At 37.2% G+C, this 27,000-nt stretch carries 24 protein-coding genes; 8 read left to right on the top strand and 16 right to left on the bottom strand.

The features are described 5' to 3' along the window. The first annotated feature begins 209 nt into the window (after positions 1-209). Together IGI87_RS10620 and IGI87_RS10625 are read left to right on the top strand one after the other, a co-directional pair. Positions 210-923 carry an HAD family hydrolase gene (locus IGI87_RS10620; RefSeq protein ID WP_104855330.1) on the top strand — a complete coding sequence of 238 codons (714 nt, stop codon included), beginning with the start codon at positions 210-212 and terminating at the stop codon, positions 921-923. A gap of 110 nt (positions 924-1,033) precedes the next feature. Beyond that, positions 1,034-2,178 (top strand): IS3 family transposase gene (locus IGI87_RS10625; protein ID WP_438736988.1). Its coding sequence is split into 2 segments (ribosomal slippage): positions 1,034-1,307 and positions 1,307-2,178, totalling 1,146 coding nucleotides; the frame shifts between segments, so codons are not numbered across the junction. 64 nt (positions 2,179-2,242) lie between these two features. Here IGI87_RS10625 and elrE read toward each other — a convergent pair. From elrE to IGI87_RS10675, 10 genes are all read right to left on the bottom strand, one after another. Further along, positions 2,243-3,268 carry a transmembrane protein ElrE gene (gene elrE / locus IGI87_RS10630; protein WP_438736990.1) on the bottom strand — a complete coding sequence of 342 codons (1,026 nt, stop codon included), beginning with the start codon at positions 3,266-3,268 and terminating at the stop codon, positions 2,243-2,245. Between the two features lie 74 nt (positions 3,269-3,342). Next, complete coding sequence (elrD, locus tag IGI87_RS10635; RefSeq protein ID WP_104855332.1) at positions 3,343-4,119, bottom strand: WxL domain-containing protein ElrD; 777 nt, start codon at positions 4,117-4,119, stop codon at positions 3,343-3,345. 39 nt (positions 4,120-4,158) lie between these two features. Beyond that, the gene (elrC, locus tag IGI87_RS10640) at positions 4,159-4,941 is read right to left on the bottom strand and encodes a WxL domain-containing protein ElrC (protein WP_104855333.1); all 783 of its coding nucleotides are present in this window, start codon (positions 4,939-4,941) and stop codon (positions 4,159-4,161) included. 1 nt (position 4,942) lies between these two features. Further along, on the bottom strand, positions 4,943-5,302 hold the full coding sequence (gene elrB / locus IGI87_RS10645) for an LPXTG anchor domain-containing protein ElrB (protein WP_104855334.1): 360 nt from the start codon (positions 5,300-5,302) through the stop codon (positions 4,943-4,945). Between the two features lie 12 nt (positions 5,303-5,314). After that, positions 5,315-7,486, bottom strand: coding sequence for an enterococcal leucine-rich protein ElrA (gene elrA, locus IGI87_RS10650; protein WP_438736992.1), 2,172 nt, complete (start codon positions 7,484-7,486; stop codon positions 5,315-5,317). Between the two features lie 189 nt (positions 7,487-7,675). Beyond that, the gene (elrR, locus tag IGI87_RS10655) at positions 7,676-8,581 is read right to left on the bottom strand and encodes an Rgg family transcriptional regulator ElrR (RefSeq protein WP_164982979.1); all 906 of its coding nucleotides are present in this window, start codon (positions 8,579-8,581) and stop codon (positions 7,676-7,678) included. Between the two features lie 66 nt (positions 8,582-8,647). After that, entirely contained in the window at positions 8,648-11,845 is a 3,198-nt protein-coding gene (locus tag IGI87_RS10660) for an SNF2 helicase associated domain-containing protein (protein ID WP_438736994.1), read from the bottom strand. A 19-nt stretch (positions 11,846-11,864) separates the two neighbouring features. Further along, positions 11,865-15,002, bottom strand: a complete 3,138-nt coding sequence (locus IGI87_RS10665; protein ID WP_438736996.1) for an SbcC/MukB-like Walker B domain-containing protein — start codon at positions 15,000-15,002, stop codon at positions 11,865-11,867. 4 nt (positions 15,003-15,006) lie between these two features. After that, the gene (locus tag IGI87_RS10670; protein ID WP_425291983.1) at positions 15,007-16,275 is read right to left on the bottom strand and encodes an exonuclease SbcCD subunit D; all 1,269 of its coding nucleotides are present in this window, start codon (positions 16,273-16,275) and stop codon (positions 15,007-15,009) included. A 51-nt stretch (positions 16,276-16,326) separates the two neighbouring features. Next, positions 16,327-16,953, bottom strand: coding sequence for a lysophospholipid acyltransferase family protein (locus tag IGI87_RS10675; protein ID WP_002356461.1), 627 nt, complete (start codon positions 16,951-16,953; stop codon positions 16,327-16,329). Between the two features lie 188 nt (positions 16,954-17,141). Between IGI87_RS10675 and IGI87_RS10680 the strand changes: the two genes are divergently transcribed. Both IGI87_RS10680 and IGI87_RS10685 read left to right on the top strand, forming a co-directional pair. Then, positions 17,142-17,876: a tRNA1(Val) (adenine(37)-N6)-methyltransferase gene (locus tag IGI87_RS10680; protein WP_002394906.1), complete on the top strand. Its 735-nt coding sequence runs from the start codon at positions 17,142-17,144 to the stop codon at positions 17,874-17,876. Then, the gene (locus IGI87_RS10685; protein ID WP_438736998.1) at positions 17,866-18,132 is read left to right on the top strand and encodes a GIY-YIG nuclease family protein; all 267 of its coding nucleotides are present in this window, start codon (positions 17,866-17,868) and stop codon (positions 18,130-18,132) included. The genes IGI87_RS10680 and IGI87_RS10685 overlap by 11 nt, the downstream gene beginning before the upstream one ends. 67 nt (positions 18,133-18,199) lie before the next feature. Here the strand turns inward: IGI87_RS10685 and IGI87_RS10690 are convergent, their stop codons facing one another. Genes IGI87_RS10690 through IGI87_RS10700 form a run of 3 tightly spaced genes read right to left on the bottom strand, consistent with a single transcriptional unit; the run spans position 18,200 to position 19,788 of the window. Beyond that, the gene (locus tag IGI87_RS10690) at positions 18,200-18,895 is read right to left on the bottom strand and encodes a 5'-methylthioadenosine/adenosylhomocysteine nucleosidase (protein WP_317094992.1); all 696 of its coding nucleotides are present in this window, start codon (positions 18,893-18,895) and stop codon (positions 18,200-18,202) included. Between the two features lie 15 nt (positions 18,896-18,910). Beyond that, complete coding sequence (macP, locus tag IGI87_RS10695; protein WP_002356451.1) at positions 18,911-19,207, bottom strand: cell wall synthase accessory phosphoprotein MacP; 297 nt, start codon at positions 19,205-19,207, stop codon at positions 18,911-18,913. Further along, the gene (locus tag IGI87_RS10700) at positions 19,204-19,788 is read right to left on the bottom strand and encodes an NUDIX hydrolase (RefSeq protein ID WP_002356449.1); all 585 of its coding nucleotides are present in this window, start codon (positions 19,786-19,788) and stop codon (positions 19,204-19,206) included. The genes macP and IGI87_RS10700 overlap by 4 nt, the downstream gene beginning before the upstream one ends. A gap of 402 nt (positions 19,789-20,190) precedes the next feature. Between IGI87_RS10700 and IGI87_RS10705 the strand changes: the two genes are divergently transcribed. Both IGI87_RS10705 and IGI87_RS10710 read left to right on the top strand, forming a co-directional pair. After that, positions 20,191-20,871, top strand: a complete 681-nt coding sequence (locus tag IGI87_RS10705) for a 5-bromo-4-chloroindolyl phosphate hydrolysis family protein (RefSeq protein WP_002384086.1) — start codon at positions 20,191-20,193, stop codon at positions 20,869-20,871. Between the two features lie 19 nt (positions 20,872-20,890). Next, positions 20,891-22,078, top strand: coding sequence for a toxic anion resistance protein (locus tag IGI87_RS10710; protein ID WP_002356447.1), 1,188 nt, complete (start codon positions 20,891-20,893; stop codon positions 22,076-22,078). 199 nt (positions 22,079-22,277) lie between these two features. Here IGI87_RS10710 and IGI87_RS10715 read toward each other — a convergent pair whose 3' ends face one another. Further along, positions 22,278-23,498, bottom strand: a complete 1,221-nt coding sequence (locus IGI87_RS10715; protein ID WP_438736402.1) for an IS110 family transposase — start codon at positions 23,496-23,498, stop codon at positions 22,278-22,280. 314 nt (positions 23,499-23,812) lie between these two features. On the opposite strand from IGI87_RS10715, the gene IGI87_RS10720 reads away from it, so the two are divergent. Further along, entirely contained in the window at positions 23,813-24,652 is an 840-nt protein-coding gene (locus IGI87_RS10720) for an NUDIX domain-containing protein (RefSeq protein ID WP_438737001.1), read from the top strand. 16 nt (positions 24,653-24,668) lie between these two features. Continuing rightward, the gene (locus tag IGI87_RS10725; RefSeq protein ID WP_438737003.1) at positions 24,669-25,193 is read left to right on the top strand and encodes a GNAT family N-acetyltransferase; all 525 of its coding nucleotides are present in this window, start codon (positions 24,669-24,671) and stop codon (positions 25,191-25,193) included. 44 nt (positions 25,194-25,237) lie between these two features. Here IGI87_RS10725 and IGI87_RS10730 read toward each other — a convergent pair whose 3' ends face one another. Both IGI87_RS10730 and IGI87_RS10735 read right to left on the bottom strand, forming a co-directional pair. Continuing rightward, positions 25,238-25,723 carry a hypothetical protein gene (locus IGI87_RS10730; RefSeq protein WP_002356444.1) on the bottom strand — a complete coding sequence of 162 codons (486 nt, stop codon included), beginning with the start codon at positions 25,721-25,723 and terminating at the stop codon, positions 25,238-25,240. 137 nt (positions 25,724-25,860) lie between these two features. Further along, positions 25,861-26,985, bottom strand: coding sequence for an LCP family protein (locus tag IGI87_RS10735; RefSeq protein WP_438737005.1), 1,125 nt, complete (start codon positions 26,983-26,985; stop codon positions 25,861-25,863). Between the last annotated feature and the right edge of the window lie 15 nt (positions 26,986-27,000).

Raw genomic sequence — 27,000 nt, forward strand, 5'->3', positions numbered from 1 at the left:
TTCACAAACTTTTCATTATCAGAATATTTTTTCATTTATCGTTTCCATTTTTTGGTAAAAATAACTATAATTGTCTTTTCCCTCAAGGCTTTGATTTCTGTGTAAAACCTTGAAATACAGTGAAAAATACTCTATTTATTTGTGAAAATATCGTCTACAATATAACATATGAAAAGTTTTGTAAAAAAGTTAAGAGGTGCACTTGTTAAATGAGAACCATTGTTTTTGATGTTGATGACACGCTGTACGATCAGCAACAACCCTTTCGAAATGCGATGACTAAAATTTTCCCGCACGTTGCGACAGAGGACATGCATGAATTGTATCTTCGTTTTAGACACCACAGCGATGAAACGTTTCCGAAAGTTTTAGCCAATGAATGGTCCCTAGATTTCATGCGGTTTTTCCGAATGAATGAAACATTAAAGGATCTAAACTATCCAGGAATTTCACAAGAAGAAGGAAAAATTTTCCAACAAGTTTATGAAGAAGAATTGGATAATATTACGATGCATCCAGAAGTTACTAAGCTTCTTGATACTTTACAAGAGAAAGAAATTCCGATGGGGATTATTACAAATGGTCCAACAGACCATCAATTTAAAAAAGTAAAACAATTGAATCTTGAAAAATGGGTTCCAAGCCAAAATATCATTATTTCTCAAAGTACGGGTTTTCAAAAACCTGAAAAGGAAATTTTTGATTTAGCCTGTAATCAATTTTGTATGGAACCTGAACATACTTTATATGTTGGTGATAGTTATGACAATGATATTGTCGGCGCGCGGAATGGTGGCTGGCATTCCCTTTGGTTTAACCACCGCTCTCGTGAACTACCAAGTTGCCAACCTGCATCACACCTTGCAGAAGTCACTTGTTTCACCGAACTTTGTCCGACTGTGGAGAAATTATTTAATCTTTAAAAAAAAGCCGTTCTTCAATTTGGAACTGACCCAATAAACTGAGACAAAATAAAAAAGCACCTCTTGTTGAATTCACGTTAAAATGAATTTAACTAGGAGGTGCTTTTTCAATGGGAAATCGAGTTTCTTATCCGATTCACATCAAAGAAATGGCTATACAGATGAAAAAAGAGAACATTCCTGTAAAAACGATCATGGAAGAATTAGGAATTAAAAACAAAACACAAATTGAAACATGGTGGCGTTGGTACCGTAATGGTGAGAATCATCGATTGGTTCAACCGGTTGGAAAACAATATTCGTATGGAAAAGGGCCAGAAAATCAATCCAAGGAACAACAGCTTAAAAATGAAAATAAATTTTTAAAAATGCACATTGAGGTGCTAAAAAAGTACAAAGAATTGGAAAGGATGTGGAGCCAGAAGTATTTGTAGAATTAGTTAAAAGAGTGAAAGGGAAATTAACCATTACTGCATTGTGTCAACTTTTCGGCGTTTCGCGAGCTACTTATTATCGTTGGACTCATCGAAAAGACTTGGGAAAGTTAACATCTCTTGAAGAAGCTGTTCGTCGTCTTTGTTTCCAGCACAAGTTTCGATATGGCTATCGAGAAATTACTGCGCTGATTAACAAGGAATACAAAGTAAATAAAAACACCGTACAAAAGATTATGCAGAAATATCATTGGAATTGTCGCGTGAAAATGAAAAAACGCAGTAAAGTGGGACAACCTTACACGGTTGTCGAGAACAAGCTGAATAGACAATTTTCTTCAGATGCTCCTTTAAAGAAATTGGTAACAGATATTACTTATCTGCCTTTTGGTCAAAAGCAATTGTATTTATCTTCAATTATGGATTTATACAATAGTGAAATTATCGCCTATACCATCGGTGATAAGCAAGATACGGCTTTTGTTCTGGATACACTTGATCAATTACCCCAAACAACGGATTGTCTATTGCATAGTGATCAAGGCTCTGTTTATACTTCTTTTGACTACCAGAACCAAATAAAAACAAAAGGCATTACCATGAGTATGTCCCGCAAAGGGACACCTTCAGATAATGCCTGCATCGAATCGTTTCATGCCTCACTAAAGTCTGAAACGTTCTACTTAGATGGGCTCACAAATGAACCTACATCTATTGTAATAGAAATTGTAAAAAAATACATTACTTATTATAATGAAAGTCGAATTCAACAAAAACTAGACTACCAATCGCCGATAGACTATCGGAAATCAGCAGTCTAGGAAAATGCTTTTTTATGTCTGTCTCACAATCTTAGGTCAGTTCCATTTGAAGAGCGGCTTTTTTTTATTTATTTTTTTGTTTTTTCAGACGTAAAATGATGAACAGGCAGATTATCAGTAAAAGGATCAATAAACCGATTAAGAGATAAATAAGTTTAGATTCCGTTTTTTTGACAGTTACATCTTTCTCATTAAATGTTTTTGCTTCCTCTTTTGAGATTGTAAATTCTTTCGTAAATTGCCATTTTTTTCCTGAGCCTTCCACAGTCATTGCCAATACATACGTCCCAGCTTCCATTTCATTTTCTTCATAAGGAATAGGGAAATTAAAAATTGAATTGGGCGCCATTTGCATATCTTCTTGTTCTTTCTCTAAAATAACGTTATTTGTTTTCTTATTTTTAACATTTGCCGTTACTTTCATTGATTGAAGATAGGCTGCTTCATGGTTTAGCAGTGTTGCAGAAATAACACTACGCGCATTTCTTTGCGTCGGTTCAACTTTCTCTAAAGACAATTCAGGTTGCACAACTGTTTCATTTTCTCGAAGTAAAACAGCTACTGTATAGGCATAGCGATTTTCAATTGCTAAGCCGTTTGTATTTTCTTTTTGCTTGTCTTTCGTTTCATCGACTTTTTCACTAAACGTGATCCCGCCCGCTAGTTGCCCTGAAAACTCTTCTTTAGGCATTTTCACTCGCAATTCAACTACTTTTTCACTTTTAGCAGGCAATTCAACACTCTCACCGCCGTCTTTCAGTTGAATGATTTCTGATAAATCTGCTGGTGCAGATTTATCTAATGCTGTCAACGACTCACCATATTCAATCACTCCGTTGCTGTTTGTTGTGGCCGACTTCGCACTAACATCAATCACTAAATTTTCATCTGTACTATTGGCCGCTCGAACTTTCAAAATTTGTTCTTGGTCTGGTTTCATCATTAAATCAAAATATGTTTTTGTTTTATCTATTTGGTTTTCTGGAATTTCTGTTTCAACACTAAATCGTAATTCTGCTGCTGAGGTTTCAATCCCAAAAGCAAAGAAATAAAAACTTAGAATCATCAGAATAAAATATCTATTTTTCATTTCGCTCTACACTCCATTTCTATGTAAAGGAGAAAGGCTGAGTTTCCCTCTTCCTTGCTCCCAAAAGGTTCTTTTTATACTGGCGTATTAGCTAATGTCCAAGTAATTGTTGTTTTGTAGGCATCGTTTAATTTAACTGATTTACCTGGCACTTTTAATTGAACATCTTTCATTACTTGACGGCCGTCAACTTCAGCAATTGAACTAGCATTGCCGTATAAGTATGACCATTTCCCAGCACCTTGATCTGTTGCGGCTGCCATCACGTTATGACTTTCACCCACTGTACCAAAAGTTACGCTCGCTAAACTTGTTGGTGCAGCGCTTTGTCCTGCTGTCACAGCTGAAGCATTCTGAAAGACAATTTCAGTTCCTTCAAGCGTCTGACCTTTGATAGCAGAAGTAAATGCAGAATTTTGTTTTGCAGATAAAGTCCAGCCTTCTAAAGTTCCACGATTATCTGTAATTTGAGCAAATAATGGGCCTGTTTTTTCAACATTATTTTTATCTTTTAAAACTTGTGCTGATGCAAAATAGGTTTCATCTTTTGTGCTGATGATATTTTCACCAAAGTTTAAACTTGAAGCATAGTCCAAGGTTAAGGGACCTGTAGAACCTTCATCAACTGGCTTGTCAGGCTTTACTGGGTCGATAGGTGTCACAGGATCTTTGCCGTCTTTGTCTTCTGGATCCACTACAGGATTTTTGCTGTTGGGATCTTTTTCATCTGGTGCTTTAAATTTTACAATAGCATCTGTGTCGCGATTAGCCACTTCCTCTGCTTGAACTGGTAGTGTTCCTACCGCGATGGTTGCTAAAATTAAGCTGCTTGCGATGGTCATTTTTTTCATGTTAGTGCTCCTTCTCTTCTATTGTTATAGTTTCAATAATTATACGCTTGGTAAATCAGCGATTGTCCATGTTAAAACAGTTTTGTATTGAACAGCATCTTTTGGTGTTGCTCCTGGTACAGTTAATGTGATCGCTGTATTTTTATCTACGTTTTCACCGTCAACTTCCACTTTTTCAATCCCACCGAACGCACTAAGCCAAGTTCCAGAACCTTGACCTTCAGCGGCAGACATCACATTTGATGAATCGCCAGCTACTAAAGTTACTTCATGCGCAGTTGGTGTGACTGCTTTGGAATTTGACACTGCTTTGTTTTGACTTAATTTAATTTCTGAACCGTCTAAAACTTTATTTAATGTTTCTTTTGTCGCTGTTAATTGTGTTTCTTGTTTAACTGTTAAGGCCCAACCGGCATTCGTTCCGCGTTTGTCGGAAATTTGTACATAATTTGGTTTAGGATTAGTCAAATCAGGACCAGAACCGTCTGCCAAGAAAAAGTATTGTGGATTTGCATAATATTTTTCATCTTTATTTGAAATTTTATTTTTGCCAAAGTCTAAACTAGAAGCATAATCGATACTTAGTGGACCAGTTGTTCCTTCATTTGGCTTATTACCAGTGTCTGGTGTCGTTGGGTCAAAGGGTTCAACAGGTTTTTCGGTATCTGGATTCACTGGATCGACTGGTTTGTTGCTAGAGGCATCCGGTGTAAATTCAACGATAGCATTTGATTCATAGTTTTTTTCTTCTGCATTCACTTCTGGTGCAATAGCCACGCCTAAAGTGATAGCTGGGATTGTTGCTAAGATAATTTTTTTCATTTTATTGTTCCTTCTTTCTTTTTTTTAAAATAAAACTAGCCAAAAAGATGACTATTATTCCGAGATAATTAAACATTTGTTGCTGTTTAGTACCAGTTCGAGGTAAGAAGCCTGAGCCTTTTTGATCAACTGTTTTACTTGTTGAATGCTTCAATGATTCTCCACTCACTGCTGGTATTGCTTCCGACTGCTTGGGGAAACGCTGTGGTATCTTACCATCTGGTTTTTCTTTGTTGGCTGGTGGTTCATACTCGCCATAAAAAGAAACTTCTGCATTTGTCGGATAGGCATTTGTTTCAGCAAATATATCAACCGATGAAATCAATCCTAATAACAATACACCGCTAATTATTTTTTTGATAAGACTCCCTCCCTATTTTGCACTACCATCAGGTACGTCCATCAAGTACCAAGTTAGTTTTGCTTCATATTCTTCTGCTTTGGCCGTCCCTCCAGGAACAGATAATAACAACTCTTGGTCATTTTCTTTCCATTGATCAGAAATATTTGTTTCTTGGTGTCCATTGACTTGGTTGTGAACAAGAATCGATTGGCCTTCTGGAATATCCTGTAAGCGATGGTTGGTTCTAAATTTTAAAATATTCGGCAACCTAGCACCTGATTCAGATTTGAAATCAGAAGTAACGTTTAGCGCAAGCGACCAATTATTCCCCGTTTGACGAGTATCTCGTATCACTAATGGTTGATCCATGGAAACAATTGGATATTGGGTCGTGCTACTAGCGATTTGCAGCTCACTCCCAAAGGAAATCGCTGTTGGTACCGTTTTGAACCTGACAGAGCCAACCATAGTGACTGTTAGCGCTAATTCATCAATCTTGTAGCCTTTATCATAGACTTCCACGACCAACTGATGTTTCCCATAAGTTAGTTCTGGTAATAACAAGGCTTTTTCCTTAAATGTTTTAGAATTAGTGGTTGTTTCATCTGCTAATTTCTGGATTTCTTGGCCCTCTTTTTTGACAATAAATTGTAATCTATTCCCAGCATCAACATCTTGCCAATAAAAAGGCAGGGCTGTTTTTTGAAAGTCATCAATATCGATTGTTTTTTCCAACGACTTTTCTATACGCTCTTTTGACCAAGATAGTTTCGTTTCACTTAAGAAAACTTCTTTGACAGGTTGGACGACTGTTCCAGAAAAGTTCCCCAAGTATGCTTTATCTGTTGATTCCCAGATATAAGAAACGCCTTCATGAGCTTTGGGTAAATTCCATTCAAACAGTCCTTTTGTAGCATCGTAACTTCCATAAGGGCTAATCGTCAGCGGTGGAAATAGTTGACCATCACGAGATATCACCTTATTTTTTAATTGCAGTGGTTTCCCAGCAATATAATCGACAGAAGATAAGATAATCATTTGATTAGATACATCTAGCCCTGTAATGGCCGTTAAGCCTTTTAACGGACTGATATCTGAAATTTGATTTTCTCCCACATCTAAAACTGTTAGATTGAGTGTTTTCTCTAACGGTGTCAGGGAAGAAATTTGATTGTTTCTTGCATACAGTACACGCAGACTAGGAACAGTGCTTAAAGCTTCCAGACTAGCAATCGTTTGATTCATAATACTCAACTCTTCTAGACGTGGTTTATTCGCCAAGGGCGCAATTGTTTTTAATTGATTATTTTCCACATAAAGACGGAGTAGGTTATTTGCTTCCGTAAGCCCATCTAAAGTAGCAATCTGATTATTGGCAGCCCAAATAGTTTCTAAATTACGAAGAGAACGAAGCGGGTCGAATGAAGTCACTCGATTATTCGGCGTGATTTTTGACGGATGATCTGTCGTATTTTGGATACTTAAATTTTTTAAAGCAGGCATTCCTTCAAGCCCATTTAATGTCGTTAATTGATTGTTCTCAACATACAAGCCTTCTAAACTAATTAATCCTGCTTGACCTAACGGACTAAGATCAGCTATTTTATTGTTTCTCATATATAAAAAACGTAATAGCTTAAATTCACCTTTAGCAAAAGGACTCAAATCTGTTACATTGAGTGAATCTTGAAAAGATAATTCTTCTAAGTTTCTTAGGTATTGAACTCCTTCTACATTAGAAACAACGACATTTTCTAAAATAACTTTATTCAGTTTATCCAATTCTGCTTGGGTGACAGTATTAGAGGTCCGAGATTTGCTTAACTGTTTTCTGATATTTTCCGCAAAAGCTGGATCAGGAAATAGTGTACTGATAGGCGTCGTTTTATCTAAGACAGCACCTGCGTATAATTGGGGCATCATCAGTTGTGCTTCCGTTATCGCTAGTGCTTCATTTGGCGGCTCTTCACTTGTTTCAACAGTCGTTAACTCTTCTGATTGGGGAATCTCCGAACTACTGGTTGCTGAATTTTGCTCTTCTGCTGATGAAATTTCTGGAATCTTTTCTTCTGAAACAGATGAAACATTTTCTTCACTGGAGGATGCGATTGTTTCGGTCGTTTCGGCGAAAGTTGTTACAGGCAGTAGCAAACTATTAGCCAAAAGTAAAGCACTAACTGTGGAGATGCACATTTTTTTCATAAACTTCACCTCCTAATATTTTCTTAATTATAGTGAATATCAACTGCAAATGGGTTCAATTACGACAAACTGTCCAAATAAATTTGTATAGACAAGACAAAGAGCGCCAAATAGGGTTTTCTATCCCTATTTGGCGCTCTTTGTCGCTAAACACAACCAGAATGTATTATGGCAAATTCTCAATTATGCCTACTTTTCTTTTATTTCTTTTAAACTATCCTCTATTTTTTCCAACTGCCCAGCAAAAAATTCTTGTTTGGCTTTTGGTAAGAACAATGTGATAGATAAGAGGATTTGTTCTTTAAAAATTGCCCAATCTGCGAATATTTCTTCATTGGTTAAAATCATTTCTATTTTTTCTGCTATTTTTTTCCAGAGAATCATTCGCCAGTTATTTTCACCCACTTCATATTCTTTAATCATGCCTAATACATGAAGAATATGGGGAACATTTTGGCTGACAATCGCCGCAAATAAAAAATCAATAATTACTTGCTCGATGATTTCTAGCGAGCGAATATCAATAATTTCCCGCTCATTGACAGATTGTAGCACACGAAAAAGTAACGAAGTTGGAAACGGCTGCAAGCCAACGTTTTTTTGTAATGCTAAAAACTTCAAATTAAAAATAGTATACACATCGGCATTAATTAATCGTTCCAGAATCTGATTTTCTAATGCAATAATTTCCTCTTTTGTCACAACCGTTTGAGGGTTAAAAAGATATTCCAACGCCAACATCGAATACATTACTTCTTGTTTTCCTAAAGCAAAAGACGATTTCTCATAGTACGCCCGATAATCTGCAACGATTCGACTACTTTCTTGAAAATTTTTACTAAAGATTGCTTGATTAAACTGTTCCTTAGCTAAAACTGTTTTGGACATTGGCGTTAATTTTTCTGTCATTTCCATCGGCGAAATAGACAAGATTTCGACAATAATGGCTAAATCTGAAATGCGCAACTCACTATTTCCTTGAACAAAGCGTTGATAACTTCGACTAGAAACACCATTTTCATCAAAGACACGCAGAGGAATATTTTTCCCTTTACGAAGCCGTTCAATTTCTTCACCTAGCGGCCGATATTCCATATATTCTTTTTGTTTCAAACGAATTACTCCATTTCTCTTTAATAAGATAGCAACTAAGTTGAACGGCTATTCCCCAATGCTTAAAATTGTGCGAATATCTTCTTCCGTCATTTTCGCTAATTGCTCTTCATTTCCTTGAATCACTTTTTGGAACAGCTCGCGTTTTTCTTGCTGTAAGGAATTCATTTTTTCTTCAACCGTTCCTTCTGCAATCATCCGCCACACTTCAACAACCTTTTTTTGTCCCATGCGGTGCGCCCGGCCAGCCGCTTGTTCTTCAACTGCGGGATTCCACCATAAATCGTATAAAATAACTGTATCTGCACCCGTCAAGTTTAGTCCTGTTCCCCCTGCTTTCAATGAAATTAAAAAGACATCTTTTTCTCCTTCATTGAAGGCATTCGCCATCGTTAACCGATCTTGAGGCTTGGTACTTCCTCGTAAATAGAACGTCTCTAAACCTAATTCATTCAATTCTTTTTCTAAGATAGAAAGCATGCTTGTGAACTGAGAAAATAATAGAACACGACGATTGTTTTCTTTGGCGGCCACTAAAAAGTCTTTGACTTGTTCTACTTTGCCAGAACCTCCTGTGTAATCCTCAATAAACAAACGCGGATCGCAACAAATTTGTCGTAAACGAGTCAAGCCAGCTAAAATACTCATACGATTTTTCTTGAAGGTTGCCTGATCCATTTGACTAACATCTGCTTGTATTTGTTTTAAATACGCCAAATAAACCGTTTTTTGCTCTTCTGTTAAGACACTATACATATTATTTTCAATTTTTTCTGGTAGGTCTGCGAGCACCGTTTTCTTGTCTCGCCGCAAAATGAATGGTTGAATCATTTTGGCAATTTCTTCTGGCTTAATTTCTCGGAAGGCTTTTTTGCCTGGGAATAATCCCGGTAAGATCATTTGAAAAATCGACCACAGTTCATCTAAATTATTTTCAATTGGTGTACCACTTAATGCAAAACGTTGGGGTACTTTTAAACTTTTTAAGGCTTGCGCCGTTTTGGTCCCACTATTTTTAACCATTTGGGCCTCATCCAGAATCAAATAGCCGACACGCATTTCCTGATAAAGCTGAACATCTTGTCGCATACTTGCATAAGAAGTAATTAGAATATCTTCAGTACTATTTTGTAAAAGCGCTGCTCGTTCTTGGCGGTTGCCAGAAACCACTTGAACATTTAAGGTTGGCGCAAAACGTTTGACTTCGGCTAACCAGTTATAGGTTAAACTTGCAGGTGCGACAATCAAAGCTGTCCCTTTCAAGCGCTCTTCTTCTTTTTCCGAAAGTAAATAGGTAATGGTTTGCAGTGTTTTCCCTAAACCCATTTCATCAGCTAAAATACCGCCAAATTGATAATGGCTAAGCATTTTCAGCCATTTATACCCTGTTTCTTGGTAATGGCGTAACGTTGCTTGTAAGGTATTCGGGACTTGCGCTTCAAAGTTTTCTGGATGCGTTAAATCCGTAACCATTTTTTTAAAGGAATCTGAAAAATGTGCCCGCTCGTTGTCTTCTAGTAAGCTTTCGATCATGAGGCCTTGGTTTTTGGGCACATGAATGACATTGTCTTCTTGATGCATATTTTTTCGCAGCTTCGTTAAAATTGCACTTGTATGGAAAAATTCCTCTGAATCAAAAGCAAGAATTTCACCACTTTTTAACGTATAAAAAGCATCATTACGTAGCAAACTGGTCAGTACTGCATCGATTTCGGTTTCATCAATGCCAGTGACATCAAACCGAATATCTAACCAAGAATCCCCTTCTGCAACTTCAATCGTTGGTTGATGATGTTGGGCATCTAAATACAATTCCCGTAATTTCCGTCCCATCCGAACTTCTCCCAATTGACGGAAAGCTGGAACTTCGGCTTTAAAGAAATAATACAAGGACTCCCCAGCAGGTAAGACTTTTTCAAAGCCTGTGGTTGTTTGCTGATAGGCAAACTGTTGAAATTGCTGCTTAATTGCTGTTTCTTTTGCTTTATCTCGAACGATTTCTTGATTGACTTCAGGTAATTGAGCATATTTTGGGTTTGTCGAGAAAATGACTTCTCCATAGTGATAGTCAATCCGGGCGTTAATCCGACCTTTAATTTTCTTAAAAATAAAGACTGCTTTTAAAGGATGATGGACGACTAATTCTTCAACTGATTCTTCAACAGACACTCGACCAATTTTTTCCAATAATGGTAACACTTCACTAAATAAATCAGAAACTGTTTCTTTTTCATAAATAATTGACGGCTCTTCCAAGCGTTTCATCAATTGAAGTAACGTGGTGTAGATGGCTTCCTGCTCTTCTGTTAGTAAATAAACCGTTTGATCCGCAATCGCCCAGTGATAGTGGGCTAGAAACGTTGTAATAGGATTCTGAATAGTTAATTTGAAGCTTTGTTCCTCGTTTTTTTGGACTGTAAACGTAAGTGGCAAACTAGTTTCTTTGAACGTTAGATAGCGATACTTATGAGTTTGATTGGTCAATAAAAAATGACCCGTTCGATTCATTTTTTCGACTAACGATTGACTGCGATCAATCGGCAATAATAAATAACGTTTGTCGATTTTCCCTTTAACTTGAATACCGTTTGCACCTAATAATTGGCTGGTATGATAAATTGCCGCAAGTTCTGTTAAAATTTCTTGAATTTCCATTGAAAAAGAATCATGCAGTAAGGTAAATTGGTGTTGTTTATTCACCATAAAGGTCATTTCTTTTTCATATGCTTGTAAAAAATCACCAATATTTTTCACAATATATGTTTTAGGTTTGGTGCCTTCCAAACCAATTTTTAAAGAAAGGCCAATCGTTGACAATTCTGGATAGTAATTATTCGTTTCGATTACATCTAAATGAAATTCTAAACGTAAAGGTTGCAAGGGAACTTCGGCAGAGCCTTTGCTTAATTTGGCAAAGCCTTTTGTAAACATTTCAGCTGTTGATCGATTTGTCTTTTCAAAACTGACTGTTTGATTTACTTGAATTATTCTTGACACACCTCGTTGTTTCAGTGCCAGTTCAACTGCCACTGTATGCTTGCAATAGCCATGTTCCATCCAATATTGACATTCACAAACATCTTGTTCTTTGGCAGTACCATCCAATTCAACAAGATAAAGTTCTTCACCTAAAACCTCAGACAACCAGATCCTTTTTTCTGGATTTTGAACGATAGATAAGACACGGCCTTCTTGCATATATTCGCGCCCTTGTTCAACGATTCGCTCTGGAATACTCCATTTCATCGACTCACCTCCTCTTCTACTAAGCTAGCTGATAGTGAACGGTACTTTGACCATTCCCATTGCTTTTTATTTGTAATTGTTGTGGAATTCGTGCTTTTAATTCGCCAATATGACTAATAATTCCAATCATGCGGCCTTCGTTTTCGATCGTTTCTAACGCCTCCATTGCCATTTCCAATGCTTCTTCATCTAAGGAACCAAAACCTTCATCAATAAACAACGCATCAATGAAGACCCCGCCTGCTTGTTCTTGAATCACTTCTGCCAAAGAGAGTGCTAAAGCTAACGCTGCTATAAAACTTTCACCACCTGATAACGTGTGAGCGCTGCGCACCGTCCCTGAATTATCATCATAAATATTGATTTCTAACCCCGTTTGATTCCGATAACTGCCTGCTTCGTGATTCAATTCAAATTGATAACGACTATTTGTCAAACGGTCTAAACGCTGATTAGCGACTGTCAGCACTTTTTCTAAATACGTTTGTAACATATACCGTTCAAAACTAATTTTTTTAGGATTATTGCCATTAACCGTATCTGCTAACTGCTGTAGTGCAGCAACTTCCTCAAACTTGTCTTCAATTGTTGTTCTTTGTGCATTAATTTCTTGAACCAACTGTTGGTTATTCAGCATTTTTTCATGCAGTTGATAGTATTTTTTTTCTTGTTCTTCAATTTGTTGTGTTATTTGTTCAATTTCTGTGGTGATTAAAGATAATTCTGGGAACGTATCACTAGATAATTTTTTCTCAATTCCAGCTAGTTGGATAGCCAGTTGGGTTTGCTCTTGTTCAAATAAAGAAATTTGTTCTTGCTGACTTTCAAGTGTCGGTACCTCTTTCAACCACTCCGTCAATTGGTCCTCTGTCACTCCTTGTTCCGTTAAAACTGCGTTTAACTGACTCTCAAGTTGTGCGACTGTTTGTTGAAGTGTTTGTTGTTCTTTCTCCAAATGCGTCAGCGTACTTTCAAGGATCATTTCTTCTTTCTTCAAGGTTTCTCCTTGTGTCGTCACGTTTTCTTTTTGACGTTCAAATGCAGAGAGTTCTTCTTGAAGCAAAGCTTGTTGTTTGGTCATTTCTTCGTATGTGACGGTTGCATCCAATAATTGGCTAGCAATCATTTGCTGCTGGATAGTGATTCTTTCCAGACTTTGTTGCATTGTTTCTACTTGTTGTCGAAGCACTTCAAAGCGTTGGGCATTTTCAGCTAATTGTTCTTCTAGTTCCGCCAGACGGTCCTTTTCAACTGAAATTTCCGTTAGTTTTTGCGCTATTTGTTGTTTTTCTTTAGCTAATTGCGACTCAACTTCCGCAATTTCTGCAGGTGTTACTTGTGAAAATGTTAGTCCTGTTAACGGCAACTGCAAGTCAGCAAACTGCGCTGCTAATTGTTCTTGTTCCTCAGTATACGCAGCTTCCTGTTCTTTTAATTGGCTTTCTTTCTGTTGCTTTTCCGCCCCTAATGCAGAGAGCGTTTCAGTAAATCGTTGAACCGTTTTTTCAACTTCCGTTAATTCCCGTTCCGCTTGATCAATCTCTTCTAAGGAAACTTCTTGATGAGTTTGTTGCTTTGGATGTTCTAAAGAGCCACAAACTGGACAAGGTGCCCCCTCTTCAAGTAACAAGCTTAATCGTTGGATTTGTAAAGAGGCCCATTGACTTTTCTTTGTCTGCAACTTCGCTTCTTCAGCGCTTTTTTGTTGCTGTTCAACAGCAAACCGTTGTGTCAACTTGTGCAATTCCGCTTGGTTTTGACTAATTTTTTGCCAAGCTTTTTGATTTTTTTGCCAACGTTCTACAAAATTTTGCCAATGATCTGCTACACTAGAACATTCAAAATTTGCTTTTTCAAGCGTTCCTTCTTGTTCAATAAATTGTTTGGCTGTCGCCACTTTATCCGCCAATGTTATTTTTTCCTGTTGGCAAGATTCATACTCTTTTTGAATGGCTTGATAATTGGCTTGTTCTGCTATTTGTTGTTGGGCTAACTGTTCATATTCTTGGTATTGTGGTAATTGACGTTGAATCGTTTGAAGACGTTCTTGTTTTTCAGCAATCAATGGTTGTTGTTCTTCCAACTCACTCATGATTGCTTGCCAATCCGTCAATGCTTGTTGCGTTTCCATGAGAGCTTGTTGTTTGGACTTTGTTTCTTGCTCTTTTTGTTGCTTTTCGCTTCGTTTTTCAAAGACTTTTTCAGCTAAAGATTGCTGCTTTTGACTCCATTTTAATTGCTGAATCTGTTCCTTTAACCGCTCAATGACGGTTTCCTGTTCAGCTTGTTTTGCTTTCTTGTCCAGCAATTCTTCTTTTTGCTGTTGCAGGTCTCGCCGTTCTTCAATGGCATAAAGAACTTGCTCTTTTGCTTGTTTTGCTTGTTTTAAGGTTGCAATTTGTTCTCTTTCAACTAACAGTTGTTGTTGGGTCTCTTGTTGTTGACTTTCTAATAATTGAAGTTTTTCAAAAAGTGTCATTGTCGGTTCAGGTTCTTCTGACCAACGCAACTGTTCTGTTTTCAGTTCAATTTTTTGCTGGGTTTCTTGAATCTCTTGATTCGCAATTTTTAAGCGTTCTTTTAAATTTTCGCTGAACAACTGATACAATTCTGTTCCGAATAAATTACGCAAAACTTTTTCTTTTTCATCACTTTTAGCAATTAAAAAAGTCCGAAACTCTCCTTGAGGTAACAATACAATTTGAGCAAATTGATTGGCATTCAAATGCAATAATTCTTGAATGAGTTCGTCCACTTCGCGTCTTTTAGAATAGGCTCGTAGTTCTTTCCCTTGAGCATCTTTGACAATTAAAGATATTTTGGCACTTTGTTTACGGACTCCTGTGCCACGTTTTTTAAAAAGTTCTTGTTCGGGAAGGCGGTTCAGTTCATAGAGATACTCGTTATGTTTAAAAAGCAAAGTAACTTCAGTGGCTTCTGAGGGCTCAGCAAATGTGGAACGCATTTCTTTACCTAAACGTAATTTCCCAGAACTTTCACCAAACAAAGCATAGCTCATTCCATCAAAAATCGTCGTTTTACCAGCCCCTGTTTTTCCACTAATTAGAAAAAGTGAAGAATCTTCAAACTTCGTAAAATCAATGGTTTCATTAATATACGGACCGAAGTTTTTCAATGTTAAAGATAATGGTTTCATCCTGTTACTTCCCTCTTTCTAATTGATTAAGTGTACTCAGCTCTTCTTGGACCCATTGTGCTTGTTGTTCTGTCAGGTCCTCTCCTGTCACATCGTTAAAAAAGTCATGCAGATGTTCTTCTGGTGAACGTTGTTCTATTTGTACCACTTTTTTCTGATTTCCGCTGCTTGTTTCTCGACCATTCAAACGTTCCAGCCCAATAATTTTGGGATAAATTTTTCGCAATTGATTCATCATGTTGGGAATAATTGCTCGGTCGGTTAATTGGACATGTAAATAATTTTCCCGATTCACTTCTTGATAAAACGCGGGATCCGTTAACTGCTGAAACGAGCCCGTCAATTGTTGAATGTCTCGTAATGGTTTCAAAGCACGGAATTGAAAATGAACTTCAGCTTCTGTTTCAACAAGCCAAACACCCTTTTCTTGTGTCATTTCTGATAAAGAAAATTTTACAGGCGAGCCACTGTATCGAGCATTAGGTGCTTGCAACGCATTTTTTCCATGTAAGTGGCCCAACGCGACGTAATCAAAAGGCTCTAACAAAGCCGTCGGGACAACATCCAACCCACCCACTGTTAATTTTGTTTCAGAATCAGTTTTTTCACTACCAGCGACAAAAAAATGACTAACTAATACCTGTTTTTTGTTGGGAAGAAAAGATTCCTGCATTTTCGCGACAACTTTTTCCATCGCCGCCTGAATCGTTCGAATCGTTTCATCTTCAAAATATAAGCGAGCCGCAATCGGTTCAAAATAAGGCAACAAATAAAATTGCGTATTGTTGATTTCAATTGGTTGAAAGGCTTGTTCTAAACGCGTGTTCAAATGAAATTGCGTTTGGTTAAACCAAGGGCCTCCTGTTTCTAAACGAGTACTGCTATCATGGTTTCCCGAAATAGCTAACACGGGGAAATGCTCTTTGAGATTCATTTGAATCATCATTTCATTAAAAATCTCGACTGCTTCAACTGCTGGAACAGAGCGATCATACAAATCTCCAGCGATCACAACAGCATCCACTTGCTCTTCTTTCGCAATTGCTAAGATTTGTTTGAAGGCTTCCCTCTGTTCTGCCAACAAATCAAAACCATGTAATTTTTTGCCAATATGCCAATCTGCTGTATGTAAAAATTTCATTTTTTCACCGCCTAAAAAAGTCCTTCTTATTATTATAACAAATTTCTGGTATTTTTTAAGAAAATCGGACAGAAGAATTAGATTTTTAACAAACTTTTTTCTTAACGCAAGAAAAAAGACAGGGAGCATCATCTTTTGATGAGACTACCTGCCAGTAAAATTCCTATTCTGTAGCGGTTTGTTTTATTCTTTTTCTGTTGATTCATATTTAAAAGTTGGATCAATTTCTTTGTCTAACTGATCAAATGCTTCTTGCATTCGACGTTCCACTTCAGCTAAACCGTCTTTATCCATTTTTTTAATATCGCTAATATCGATTGGCTCTCCAAAACGAACCGTTACTTTTTTACGTTTAAACAACTCTTTTAAAGTTAACGGACCTTGATAAACAGATGGCACGATAGGTACTCGACCCATTTTAGCAATCAAGGCTACCCCACCTTTTAATTCTGAGGAATGACGCGTGCCACTGGGGAACATAATCAAACTTAAATCAGAATTTTTTAAAATTTTGACAGGTGTCTTAATTGCGCTGGGACCGGGCTTCTCACGATCCACCGGAAACGCATTCGCATGTTTTAAAATGAAACGTAAAACAGGATTCTTAAACAACTCTTTTTTGGCCATAAAACTAAACTTCTTAGGACTGCCAGCAACAGCTAAATACAGCGGTTCCCACCATGTTCGATGCGGCGCAACCAAGACATAGTTTTGGTCTTTTGGTAGTTTTTCTTTATTTTCGTAATGCGCATTTCCATTAATCACAAATAAAATGACGCGAACCACGCCACGCATAAATGTAAAAAACATAATTTTCTTCCTTTCTTCTCTCCGCTTTCTAGTATGCCGAAAGCTCTACCTTTTGACAAGCTTTTTTTACTTCCATCAATCAAAGAAATTACATGTCCTCACTAATCTAGGGAACAGATTTTGTCATACGAGTTTAAAAGTAGTATAATACATGAACAATCAGATGAAAAGTTGGAGGTTCTTAATCTATGTTATTATCCGGCGAACGGATTGATCAATTATATGCGGATGATATTCAAATTATTCAAAGCAAAGAAGTCTTTTCTTTTTCCATTGATGCAGTCTTATTGGCTAATTTTCCGCAACTACCAAAAAAGGGCAAGATTGTCGATTTGTGTGCTGGCAATGGTGCGGTCGGCCTCTTCGTTAGTCGGAAAACAGCTGCAACGATCGACCAAATCGAATTACAACCTCGTTTGGCAGATATGGGTCAACGAAGTATTCTATTAAATAAATTGGAAAAACAAGTAACGATGTATGAACGTGATTTAAAACAAGCGACAGAGGTCATCAAAAAAGATTCTGTCGATTTAGTACTATGTAATCCCCCATACTTTAAAGAACGACCAACTAGCCAAAAAAATCCAAACCCGCACTTAGCGATTGCCCGTCATGAAATTCACACGTCCCTTCAAGAAGTGGTCACTGTGTCAGCGGATTTATTAAAAACAAATGGTCGCCTCGCAATGGTTCATCGTCCTGATCGTTTCCTTGATATTTTACATGCCATGGAAAACGCCAATATTGCGCCGAAAAAAGCCCGGTTTGTTTATCCGAAGCCAGGCAAAGAAGCCAATGTTTTACTAATTGAAGGCATTAAGCAAGGTAAAAAAGACGGTTTTCGTGTGTTGCCACCTCTTTTTACATATAATGAGAAGAACGAATACGAAGCAGAAATGAAGGCTATGCTGTATGGAGAATAAGAAATCCCATTATTTTTATGTTTTACTTTGCCAAGATGGTTCCTTTTACGGTGGCTATACAACTGAGCCAGAACGTCGTTTAACCGAACACAATAGCGGAACTGGTGCAAAATATACACGGTTAGCCAAACGACGGCCAGTCAAAATGATTCATACAGAGAAATTTGAAACACGTAGCGAGGCCACCAAAGCCGAAGCCGCCTTTAAAAAATTAACGCGCAAACAAAAAGAACAGTATTTAAAAGCCTTTCATTAAATGACAATAAAGCAGAAAGAAACAGCCATCATTTCATCAATGAAATGATGGCTGTTTCTTTCTCTTTTTAAACTAAGTTCTCGACAAAATGAATAACCATTTCGGCTGATTTTTTCCCAGCTTCATCGATGAATTCGTCAAAGCTTTGAGTTGCTTCGCCATCTGCTGTATCACTCATTGCTCGTACAACTAAGAACGGAATATTAAACTGTGAAGCCGCTTGGCCAATTGCTGCGCCTTCCATTTCACAAGCTAAGGCTTCAGGAAACTCTTTCTTAATTTTGACGATTTTCTCAGCGCTATCCACAAAAGTATCTCCAGTAACAATCAATCCTTTCCGAATAGCTAGCCCAGTTTTTTCAGCAGCTTTCGCAATTTCCATCCGCAAGTATTCACTTGTTTCAAAATACAAAGGCACACCACCAGGCAATTGTCCATAGGCATAACCAAACCCAGTGACATCAACATCAAAGTAAGCTAATTTGTCTGCAATGACTAAATCGCCGACTTTTAGTCCTTCACCGATACCACCAGCAGAACCTGTATTAATCACCATATTTACGCCATATTGATGAATCAATAAAGTCGTGGTCACAGCTGAGGCCACTTTACCAATTCCTGAACGAACCACAATCACCTCATGTCTTCCTAACGAACCAGAAACAAATAAAGCTCCTGCTCGTTCCCATGACATCGTGTCTGTCAATTTTTCTTTTAGAATTTTGACCTCTTGATCCATTGCTCCAATAATTCCAATTTTCATAGTGATTCCTCTTTTCTATAAATTCAAAACGATATATGCCACAACGGCTAATAAAATCGCTACAATAATAATTGCCTTGTTTAACCAAGTACTCCGTTCTCGACGCTTCGAGTATTCTCCTACTCGTGACTTGTTGATTGGTTTTTGTTTTTTCTTTTCTTTACGATAAAACGTCGAAATTTCTTTTTCTTTTCGCTTATACGCTTTTTCCGCCAGCTTCTGTTCTTCCTGCTGACGACGTTCTGCTTCTTTTTCTTCTGCTTCTCTGCGTTTGCGAAGTTCTGTCCGAGTGACTAACGGACCTTTGCTCATTGCGTGTCCTCCTTAAACTGTCTCTGCAGTAAATACAATTCCCAGTATTGTATAGCAAAAAGTGTTTTGGCATCACAAATCGTGCCTTTTGCCACCTCTGCTTTGGCTTCTGCTATTGTTAGCTCGTAAAGTTCCAAGATTTCATCTTCATCTTGAGGACGCGGATTTTCGACTTTCTGCAAATCCGTTGCCAAATAGAGAGCCAATTTTTCGTTAGCAAATCCTGGTGACAGATACATTGAATTTATGTAGGTGAGCTGACCTGCACGATACCCAGTTTCTTCTTCTAATTCCCGCATAGCCGTCGTTTCCAGTTGATTTTCTTCTCCAGGATCAATTTTCCCCGCTGGAATTTCTAAAATCACTTGTTCCAATGGTTTTCTAAATTGTTTAACTAAGACGATTTTTCCTTCTGCGGTTAACGGAATCATAGCTACTGCGCCTGAATGAAAAACCAATTCGCGTTTAGCTGTGCCGCCTGTCGGTAAAGCTACATCATCCAAAAAAACATCAATAATCTTTCCTTTAAAAATTTCTCGACGTTGAAGTGTTTTTTCTTCGAAGTCCTCATAATTTAACATATCTTTCACCAACCTTTCTTGTTTATCATACCCTAAAATGATAAAAATCGCACCCCTTCTTCTTTAGTTAAACCCTTTTCAAAGAAAAAAATTTATTGCTTTAGAAAAAAATTACATTTTCGAAAAAAAATAGACATAAAAAATTCACAACTTCCTTGTATTATTTAAGCATACCAACAAACAACCCTAACAAAACACTTTTTCATTTTTAACTCCTTTCCCGTCCTACCCCCAATTAGGACGGGTCTTTTTTTGCGTTTTACACTTTTTTTCTTAGGATTTCACTAAATCATAAAATACATCTTCCGCTGTATGTCTTTTCTCTCACAGAGTGTGCTAAAATAACTATTGTAACGAGAGCTGACTCTTTCGAGGATTAGATAGATAGGAGGAACTATATAAATGAACAAATTAAATACAAAATTACTGATTGGCTATATTCTTTTAGGAGCCTTAATCATTGCTGTCGCTAGAGAATATGGCTTCTTCGCTTTTGTGATTCTGGTAGGCTTTTTAGTATTCGTTCTCTATCGAAAAAAGAAAAATGCCGCCGACAAGAGCGATCAAATGCCTTACTTAACGAAAGATAAAGAAGCCCATTATCGTGAGTTGGGGTTATCTCCACAAGAAATTGATTTTTTCAGAAGTACAATGAGCACAGCCAAAAAACAAATCATACAATTACAAGAAAACATGAATCGTTCAACTAAATTACGGGCGATTGACTTACGTAATGATACTACGAAGGTTTCTAAAGCTCTGTTTAAAGAGTTAGTGAAAGAACCTAAAAAGTTACACTTAGCCAATCACTTTCTCTATACACATTTACCAAATATCGTTGACTTAACAAGTAAGCATTTAGAAATCGAACAACATGAAGTAAAAAACAAACAAACGTATGAAAAATTAGAAGAAAGCGCACAAATCATTGACCAATTGTCAAAATTAGTTAAAAATGATTATGAGGAAATCGTTTCCGATGACTTAGACGATTTAGATGTCGAAATGTCGATCGCTAAAAGCAGCTTGTCGCAAAAAGCTGCGACTGAGGAATCACCTCAAGCAAACGAAGACCAGCAATAATCATTAGGGAGGAAAAAAAATGACTGAGCAACAACCCAAAGAAACAACATCTGTAACCAATACATTGGATGATTTATTAAGTAATCCATTTTCATCAATGGATGAACTAACACCAACGCAACAAAATGAACTATCTGAGTTAAAAGAACAGCAAGCAGCTCCTCGTTTAATTGATAAATTACCACAAGAACGTCAAGCACAAGCAAAAGAGTTAGCTTCAAAAATTGACGTCCAAGATTCACAAGCAGTGATTACCTATGGTTCGAATGCCCAAATCAAACTCGGCGAATTTTCGCAAGCGATGTTAAACCACGTTCAAGCACAAGACATTGGTCCTGTTGGTGATTCACTAACCGACCTAATGTTTCGTTTAAATGAAGCCAATCCCAATGAATTACGTGCTGGTGAAGGCAATTTTATTCAAAAAATGTTAGGTAAAGTCAAACAATCCGTTTACGAAATCACCGCCAAATATCAAAAAATTGGGGCACAAATTGACAAAATTGCTGTCAAATTAACCCATGAAAAAGATGGTCTTTTAAAAGATAACGCCATGTTAGACCAATTGTATCAAAAAAATAAAGATTATTTTGATGCCTTAAACATCTATATTGCTGCTGGGGAATTAAAAGCAGAAGAATTACGGACGCAAATTATCCCTGAAGCCATGAAGAAAGCGGAAGAATCTGGGGATCAAATGGATGTTCAAATTGTCAATGACTATAACCAATTCCTAGATCGTTTAGAAAAAAGAACCCATGATTTACGCTTGGCTCGTCAAATTACGATTCAACAAGCCCCACAAATTCGTTTAATCCAAAATACTAACCAAGCTTTGGCTGAGAAAATTCAATCATCGGTGAATACGGCGATTCCGTTATGGAAAAACCAAGTAGTCATCGCCTTAACCTTACTCCGTCAAAAAGATGCTGTGACTGCTCAACGTCAAGTCTCTGAAACCACCAATGACTTACTGAAGAAAAATTCAGAAATGCTAAAAATTTCTGCAATTGAAACAGCAAAAGAAAATGAACGTGGCCTAGTCGATATTGAAACATTACAAAAAACACAAAATGATTTAATTGAAACCATCCAAGAAACATTACGTATTCAACAAGAAGGAAAAGAAAAACGCCAAGCTGCCGAAATCGAACTTGGCCATATGGAAGAAGATTTGAAAAACAAATTATTAGAATTAACACAATAAACAACGTTTAGAACAAACTTCTTACAGCATAAGCCTGGGACAAAAATCCAAAGTGATTTTTGTCCCAGGCTTACTTTCCTACGTTTAGTCAAGTGTTTTTTCGTTTATTTTTATCACGAAAAAAAAGTATACGAAATAAGCCTAATAAATTAGAATTTTTTTTATTAGGTGTGCTATAATCTATTTAAGGATATATTCCTTATTGGTCGTTAGAGGCCGTGTATGAGTAATCATACGGACTTGAATGTCGTACCATTGAGTGGAGACATTTCAAGAGCTTGTTGATGCAGGCGATGAGCGCAACCTTATGCTTTTTGGGCGAAGGTTGCGTTTTTAGTTTATAGTAATAGTCCACCAAATGATTGGGGCCCGCCGCTTGTTGCCTGATCATGTTCATCATAATAAAATACAAATTCTTTCGTGCCTTTGGATTCCCATGTTTATTCATGTGTTCTTGGGCAATATATTTTCCAGATTGATACCTCCTGGTATCAACACCGACGAAAGCGTTCAATTGTTTATGAGAAGAAAAACGACGAATGTCCCCTAATTCACCGATCATGAGTCCAGCAGAAAGTTCACCAATCCCTGGAATACTTTGATACAAATCAAATTCTATTGTTTGTTGCGCAGTTTCAATTAATTGTTGAGCGAGTTGCTCTTTCGTCACCAGTAATTGTTTCAATTGTTGGGCATAGTACACCACTTTTTGAACAGAAATACTTTGTCTAGATTCTGCTGGATAAGAATTTTGCGCCAGTGAAAGTAAGGTTTGGGCTTTATTCAATGCTTTTTGATCGGAGATTTTTTTATCGGTATTTTTCTTCAAAAGATTTTTTACTTTTGTTTGACTCAAACCTTCTAAACAAGTAGGATGCGGGAACAGCTCGACAAGATTTAAGGCGAGTTTTGATAACCTGTTGGTGAAAAGTGTTTCCAATTCTGGAAAAGTTAATTGTAAAGCGGTATGCAGGTTCATTCTCATGCGTTTAATGTCCCCTTCAACTTGTTGATAAAAACGTGCTAAATCACGTGTTTGTTCATAGATTTCTGATTGCGATTGTTTTTGTTTCCGCAAAAATTGACCGTGTGTTTGTGCGAGACGATGGGCATCACGTTTATCCGTTTTTACTGAACGTAAGTCAATATTCAGTTGTCTTTTGGCTTCTAAAGGGTTTAGTAAACAATAGGCGAAATGATTCTTTTGACAAAACGTTTCAATGACTCTTGAATAAACACCCGTTGCTTCAAAAACGATTTGTGGTCGTTCTGGAAGAGCATAAATTTCTTGAAGAAGTGCATTGAAATGTATTTTATCGTGAAGAATTTCTTGTTCAAAAAGACAAGTATTTTCATGATAAATAACGGCATAACTTTTTCCCATTGAGACATCTAAAGCAAGTACATACATGATTTTCATCTCCTAAAAAGTATTGAAAGGTTCTTCACTGCTTCATTTCGTTCCTAATTTCCTTCACACGGGCTCGAAGCCCCAACATACTTAAACCAGATTTTAAAATGACAGTGAAGGAGACCATTTTTTGTTTGGGACTCGAAGTCCAAGAGCCTGTGGTCGGTCTTCCTTTCACATCCAACTATACGCTTAAAAGAGCAATAGAAGGTAAATTCATCCGTCGATGAATTTACCCTCTAATCTTAGTATGTTTTCTTTTTACGCTTGAATATTGTATTTCAGCCACTTAATGATACAATAAAAGAAAACCATGTTTCTTTTTGAAAGGAGGAGCAATTGTGCCACAATTTGCTTCTAAAGCCGAAGAAAAAAATTATTATGAACGCCAAGCTAGCTTAGCAGAGTTTTTAACTTGGTATCATCAACAAGAATTGCCTGAATATGAAAAACCCTCTTTAACCGTTGATATGGTTCTTCTTTGTTACAACAAGGAAGCTGATCAATTAAAAGTCTTACTGATTCAACGTAAAGGTCACCCCTTTAGAAACTCATGGGCGCTTCCTGGCGGTTTTGTTAATCGCAACGAATCTACTGAAGATAGTGTTTTAAGAGAAACAAAAGAGGAAACTGGTGTGGTGATTTCTCAAGAAAATATTGAACAATTACACAGCTTTAGTCGCCCAGATCGAGATCCTCGTGGCTGGGTCGTGACAGTCAGCTATTTAGCCTTTATTGGTGAAGAACCTTTAATTGCTGGCGACGATGCCAAAGAAGTCCACTGGTTCAATCTTGAACGTCATGGTCAACACATCACGTTATCTCATGAAGATGTGGAAATTACTTTAAACTTGAAAACAGCGGCCTCTCTTGGTAAAGATACATTAGCCTTCGACCATAGTGAAATTATAATTAAGGCGTTTAATCGTGTTGTTGATAAAATGGAACATGAACCGCAAGTGCTTCAAGTCTTAGGAAAAGATTTCACCATTACGGAAGCCCGTAAAGTTTTTGCGAAGTTCCTCGGCGTTGATTATCGTAGCATTGACCATTCAAATTTTAAAAAAGCCATGACACAATATTTTGAAGAGTTAGGTGAACGTCCCGTTGGCATTGGCCGCCCTTCAAAAATTTATCAATTGAAAACAACGACAGGGTTCTAAGAGGAGGGAATATTTTTTGACTGTTTACTTAAGAAAAGCAGAACCTTCTGATTTGCCTAACATCCTTGCTATCATTGAAGATGGACGCCGCACCTTACAAAAAAGTGGCATTCCCCAATGGCAAAACGGCGATGGCCCGAATCAAGAAATTTTAGCAAAAGATATCGACCAGCAAACTTGCTATATTTTAATGGTTGATGATGCCTTGGCAGGCGTTGGTGTTTTATGTTCGGAGATTGATCCTGCTTATGAAGCGATTTTTAATGGTTCTTGGCAACCTCATTCTCAAGCTACGTATACGGCAATTCATCGTGTTGCTCTAAAAAGTTCCTTTCAAGGTCAAGGACTGGCCTTGGTGCTTTTGCGCTCATTGGTTACAGCCGCTCGTTTGCAAGGTGTTACTGATATTCGAATCGATACACATCCACAAAATCTCGCCATGCAGCACCTGATTAAAAAAGCTGGCTTTGTTTATCAAGGTGACGTGATTTTAGATGTTAACGATGGCGAACGTTATGCTTATCAGATGATATTGAAATAAAAAAGTTAGATACGACTGTCAGATTGACAATCGTACCTAACTTTTTACATCTTATGAACACTATGAGCGCTTTGAATGCCCTCACAGGCTTCTTTACAAGCTTGATTAATTAATAAATAAGAGGATTCTTTTTGGCGGATACCTAATTGATATTTCAATTCATCTGTCACTTGGCAAGATTCACTTAATGCCTCTAACCAGAAAAATACCCCTTCTTTATACGTATCTAATCCTTCTAGCAAGATTTTCGTTGCTTCTTTATCATAATACGGCTCTAAATTTTTACGAAACATCATTTCTTCTGTAAAAAAACGATTCACATTATTTCGGCAAAACATATAAGTATCACGGCCTCTCCGATGTGCAGCCTGATTACAACCGTATTCTTGAACTTCTTTAGAGATGGCTTTGAAAATTTCGTTGTATACTTCAATTCTTTGCATAATTGACAAAATGGTATCTGTATAACTAAACATAACTCCTTGCTCCCTTCCCCTTCTAAGTAACAAAAATTTGCTTGTTACTTTCATTATAAAGGGAATGTTGGGTTTATATCAAATGATACGCTGTTTTCTTGCTAAAATCCTTCGCTTTTTCCTTAGAAGAATAATAAGTAAACGGATTACTTAATCTATTATGTTCGGATTTTCTACACTTAGAAAATAAATTATTTTATAAAGCCATTTTCCGTTTTAACTGATGGCAACGGGCCGGTCTGTGTATTGCCAGGAACACCAATATACGTATTGCCGTTGATGGAAGTCATTTCGTTTTCCTCAGCTGCTTCATCTTGAACGGTATAATCACTTTGATATAAAAATTCGCCGTTCGTATGGAAGACATAGCCGTCTTGATCTCGTTCATCTGGCTTTTCTAAATTTAAAGACACACGTAATTGATGACGGACATTTTCAATACTATCTGGATATAGTTCAACCATACTGCGCCCTTCATTACTAAAAGTGCGCCAGTCAAAAGAAAGCTGTTGTTTATCATAGTTGGTCCAAGTCAAACCTTCTTTGACTAAATGAGTCAATTCGTTGGAATCCACATCAGTTTGAATATTTCCATTTAACGAAGCAATAATGTCCATTATTTTCATGATGGATTGACCGGATTTCAACTTGTCTTCAACTGCTTGAATAATTTCTTGTTGTCGGAATCCACGCATAATATCGTTATCGCTATGTCTTTCACGAGCATAAGATAAAGCTTTCGTACCATCTAAATGCTGTTTGCCTGCATCAAAATGAATGGCTCCTGGTCCGTCTTTGGTAACACCATCAAACGCCTGCTTGACATTGACATCTATGCCGCCAACCGCATCAATTAACTTAATAAAAGATAAAAAGTTAAACACAACGTAATGATTGATTGGAATATTCAATAATTTCTCAACGGTGTTAACAGAAGCTGTCGGTCCATCGTAGGTATAGGCTGCTTCAATTCGTTGCATCCCTTGGTAATTTTTCGCATCAATTTGAACAAAACTATCCCGTGGCAAACTTAAATAGGTTATTTTCTTCGTCTTGTTATTCACGGTAATCACCATCATAGCATCAGTCCTAGTTGTGCCTAATTTCCGTTCAATTGTATTGTCTAGCCCCATAATCAAAAACGATTGACTATCTTTATTTTGCGCTTCATTATAATCATTTTTTATGGGAACATAGCCTTTATCAATTGTTTTCTTTAAATAGCTACCCGCTACAGCAAAGTATGCTGAGCCGACTGTGACAAAAAACAAAATGACGACTAAACTAATTAAGCTGATTTTTCGCTTCCTACTCATTGGCTGTACTTCCTC

The organism is Enterococcus sp. DIV1444a (assembly GCF_051712125.1).
Taxonomy (GTDB): domain Bacteria; phylum Bacillota; class Bacilli; order Lactobacillales; family Enterococcaceae; genus Enterococcus; species Enterococcus faecalis.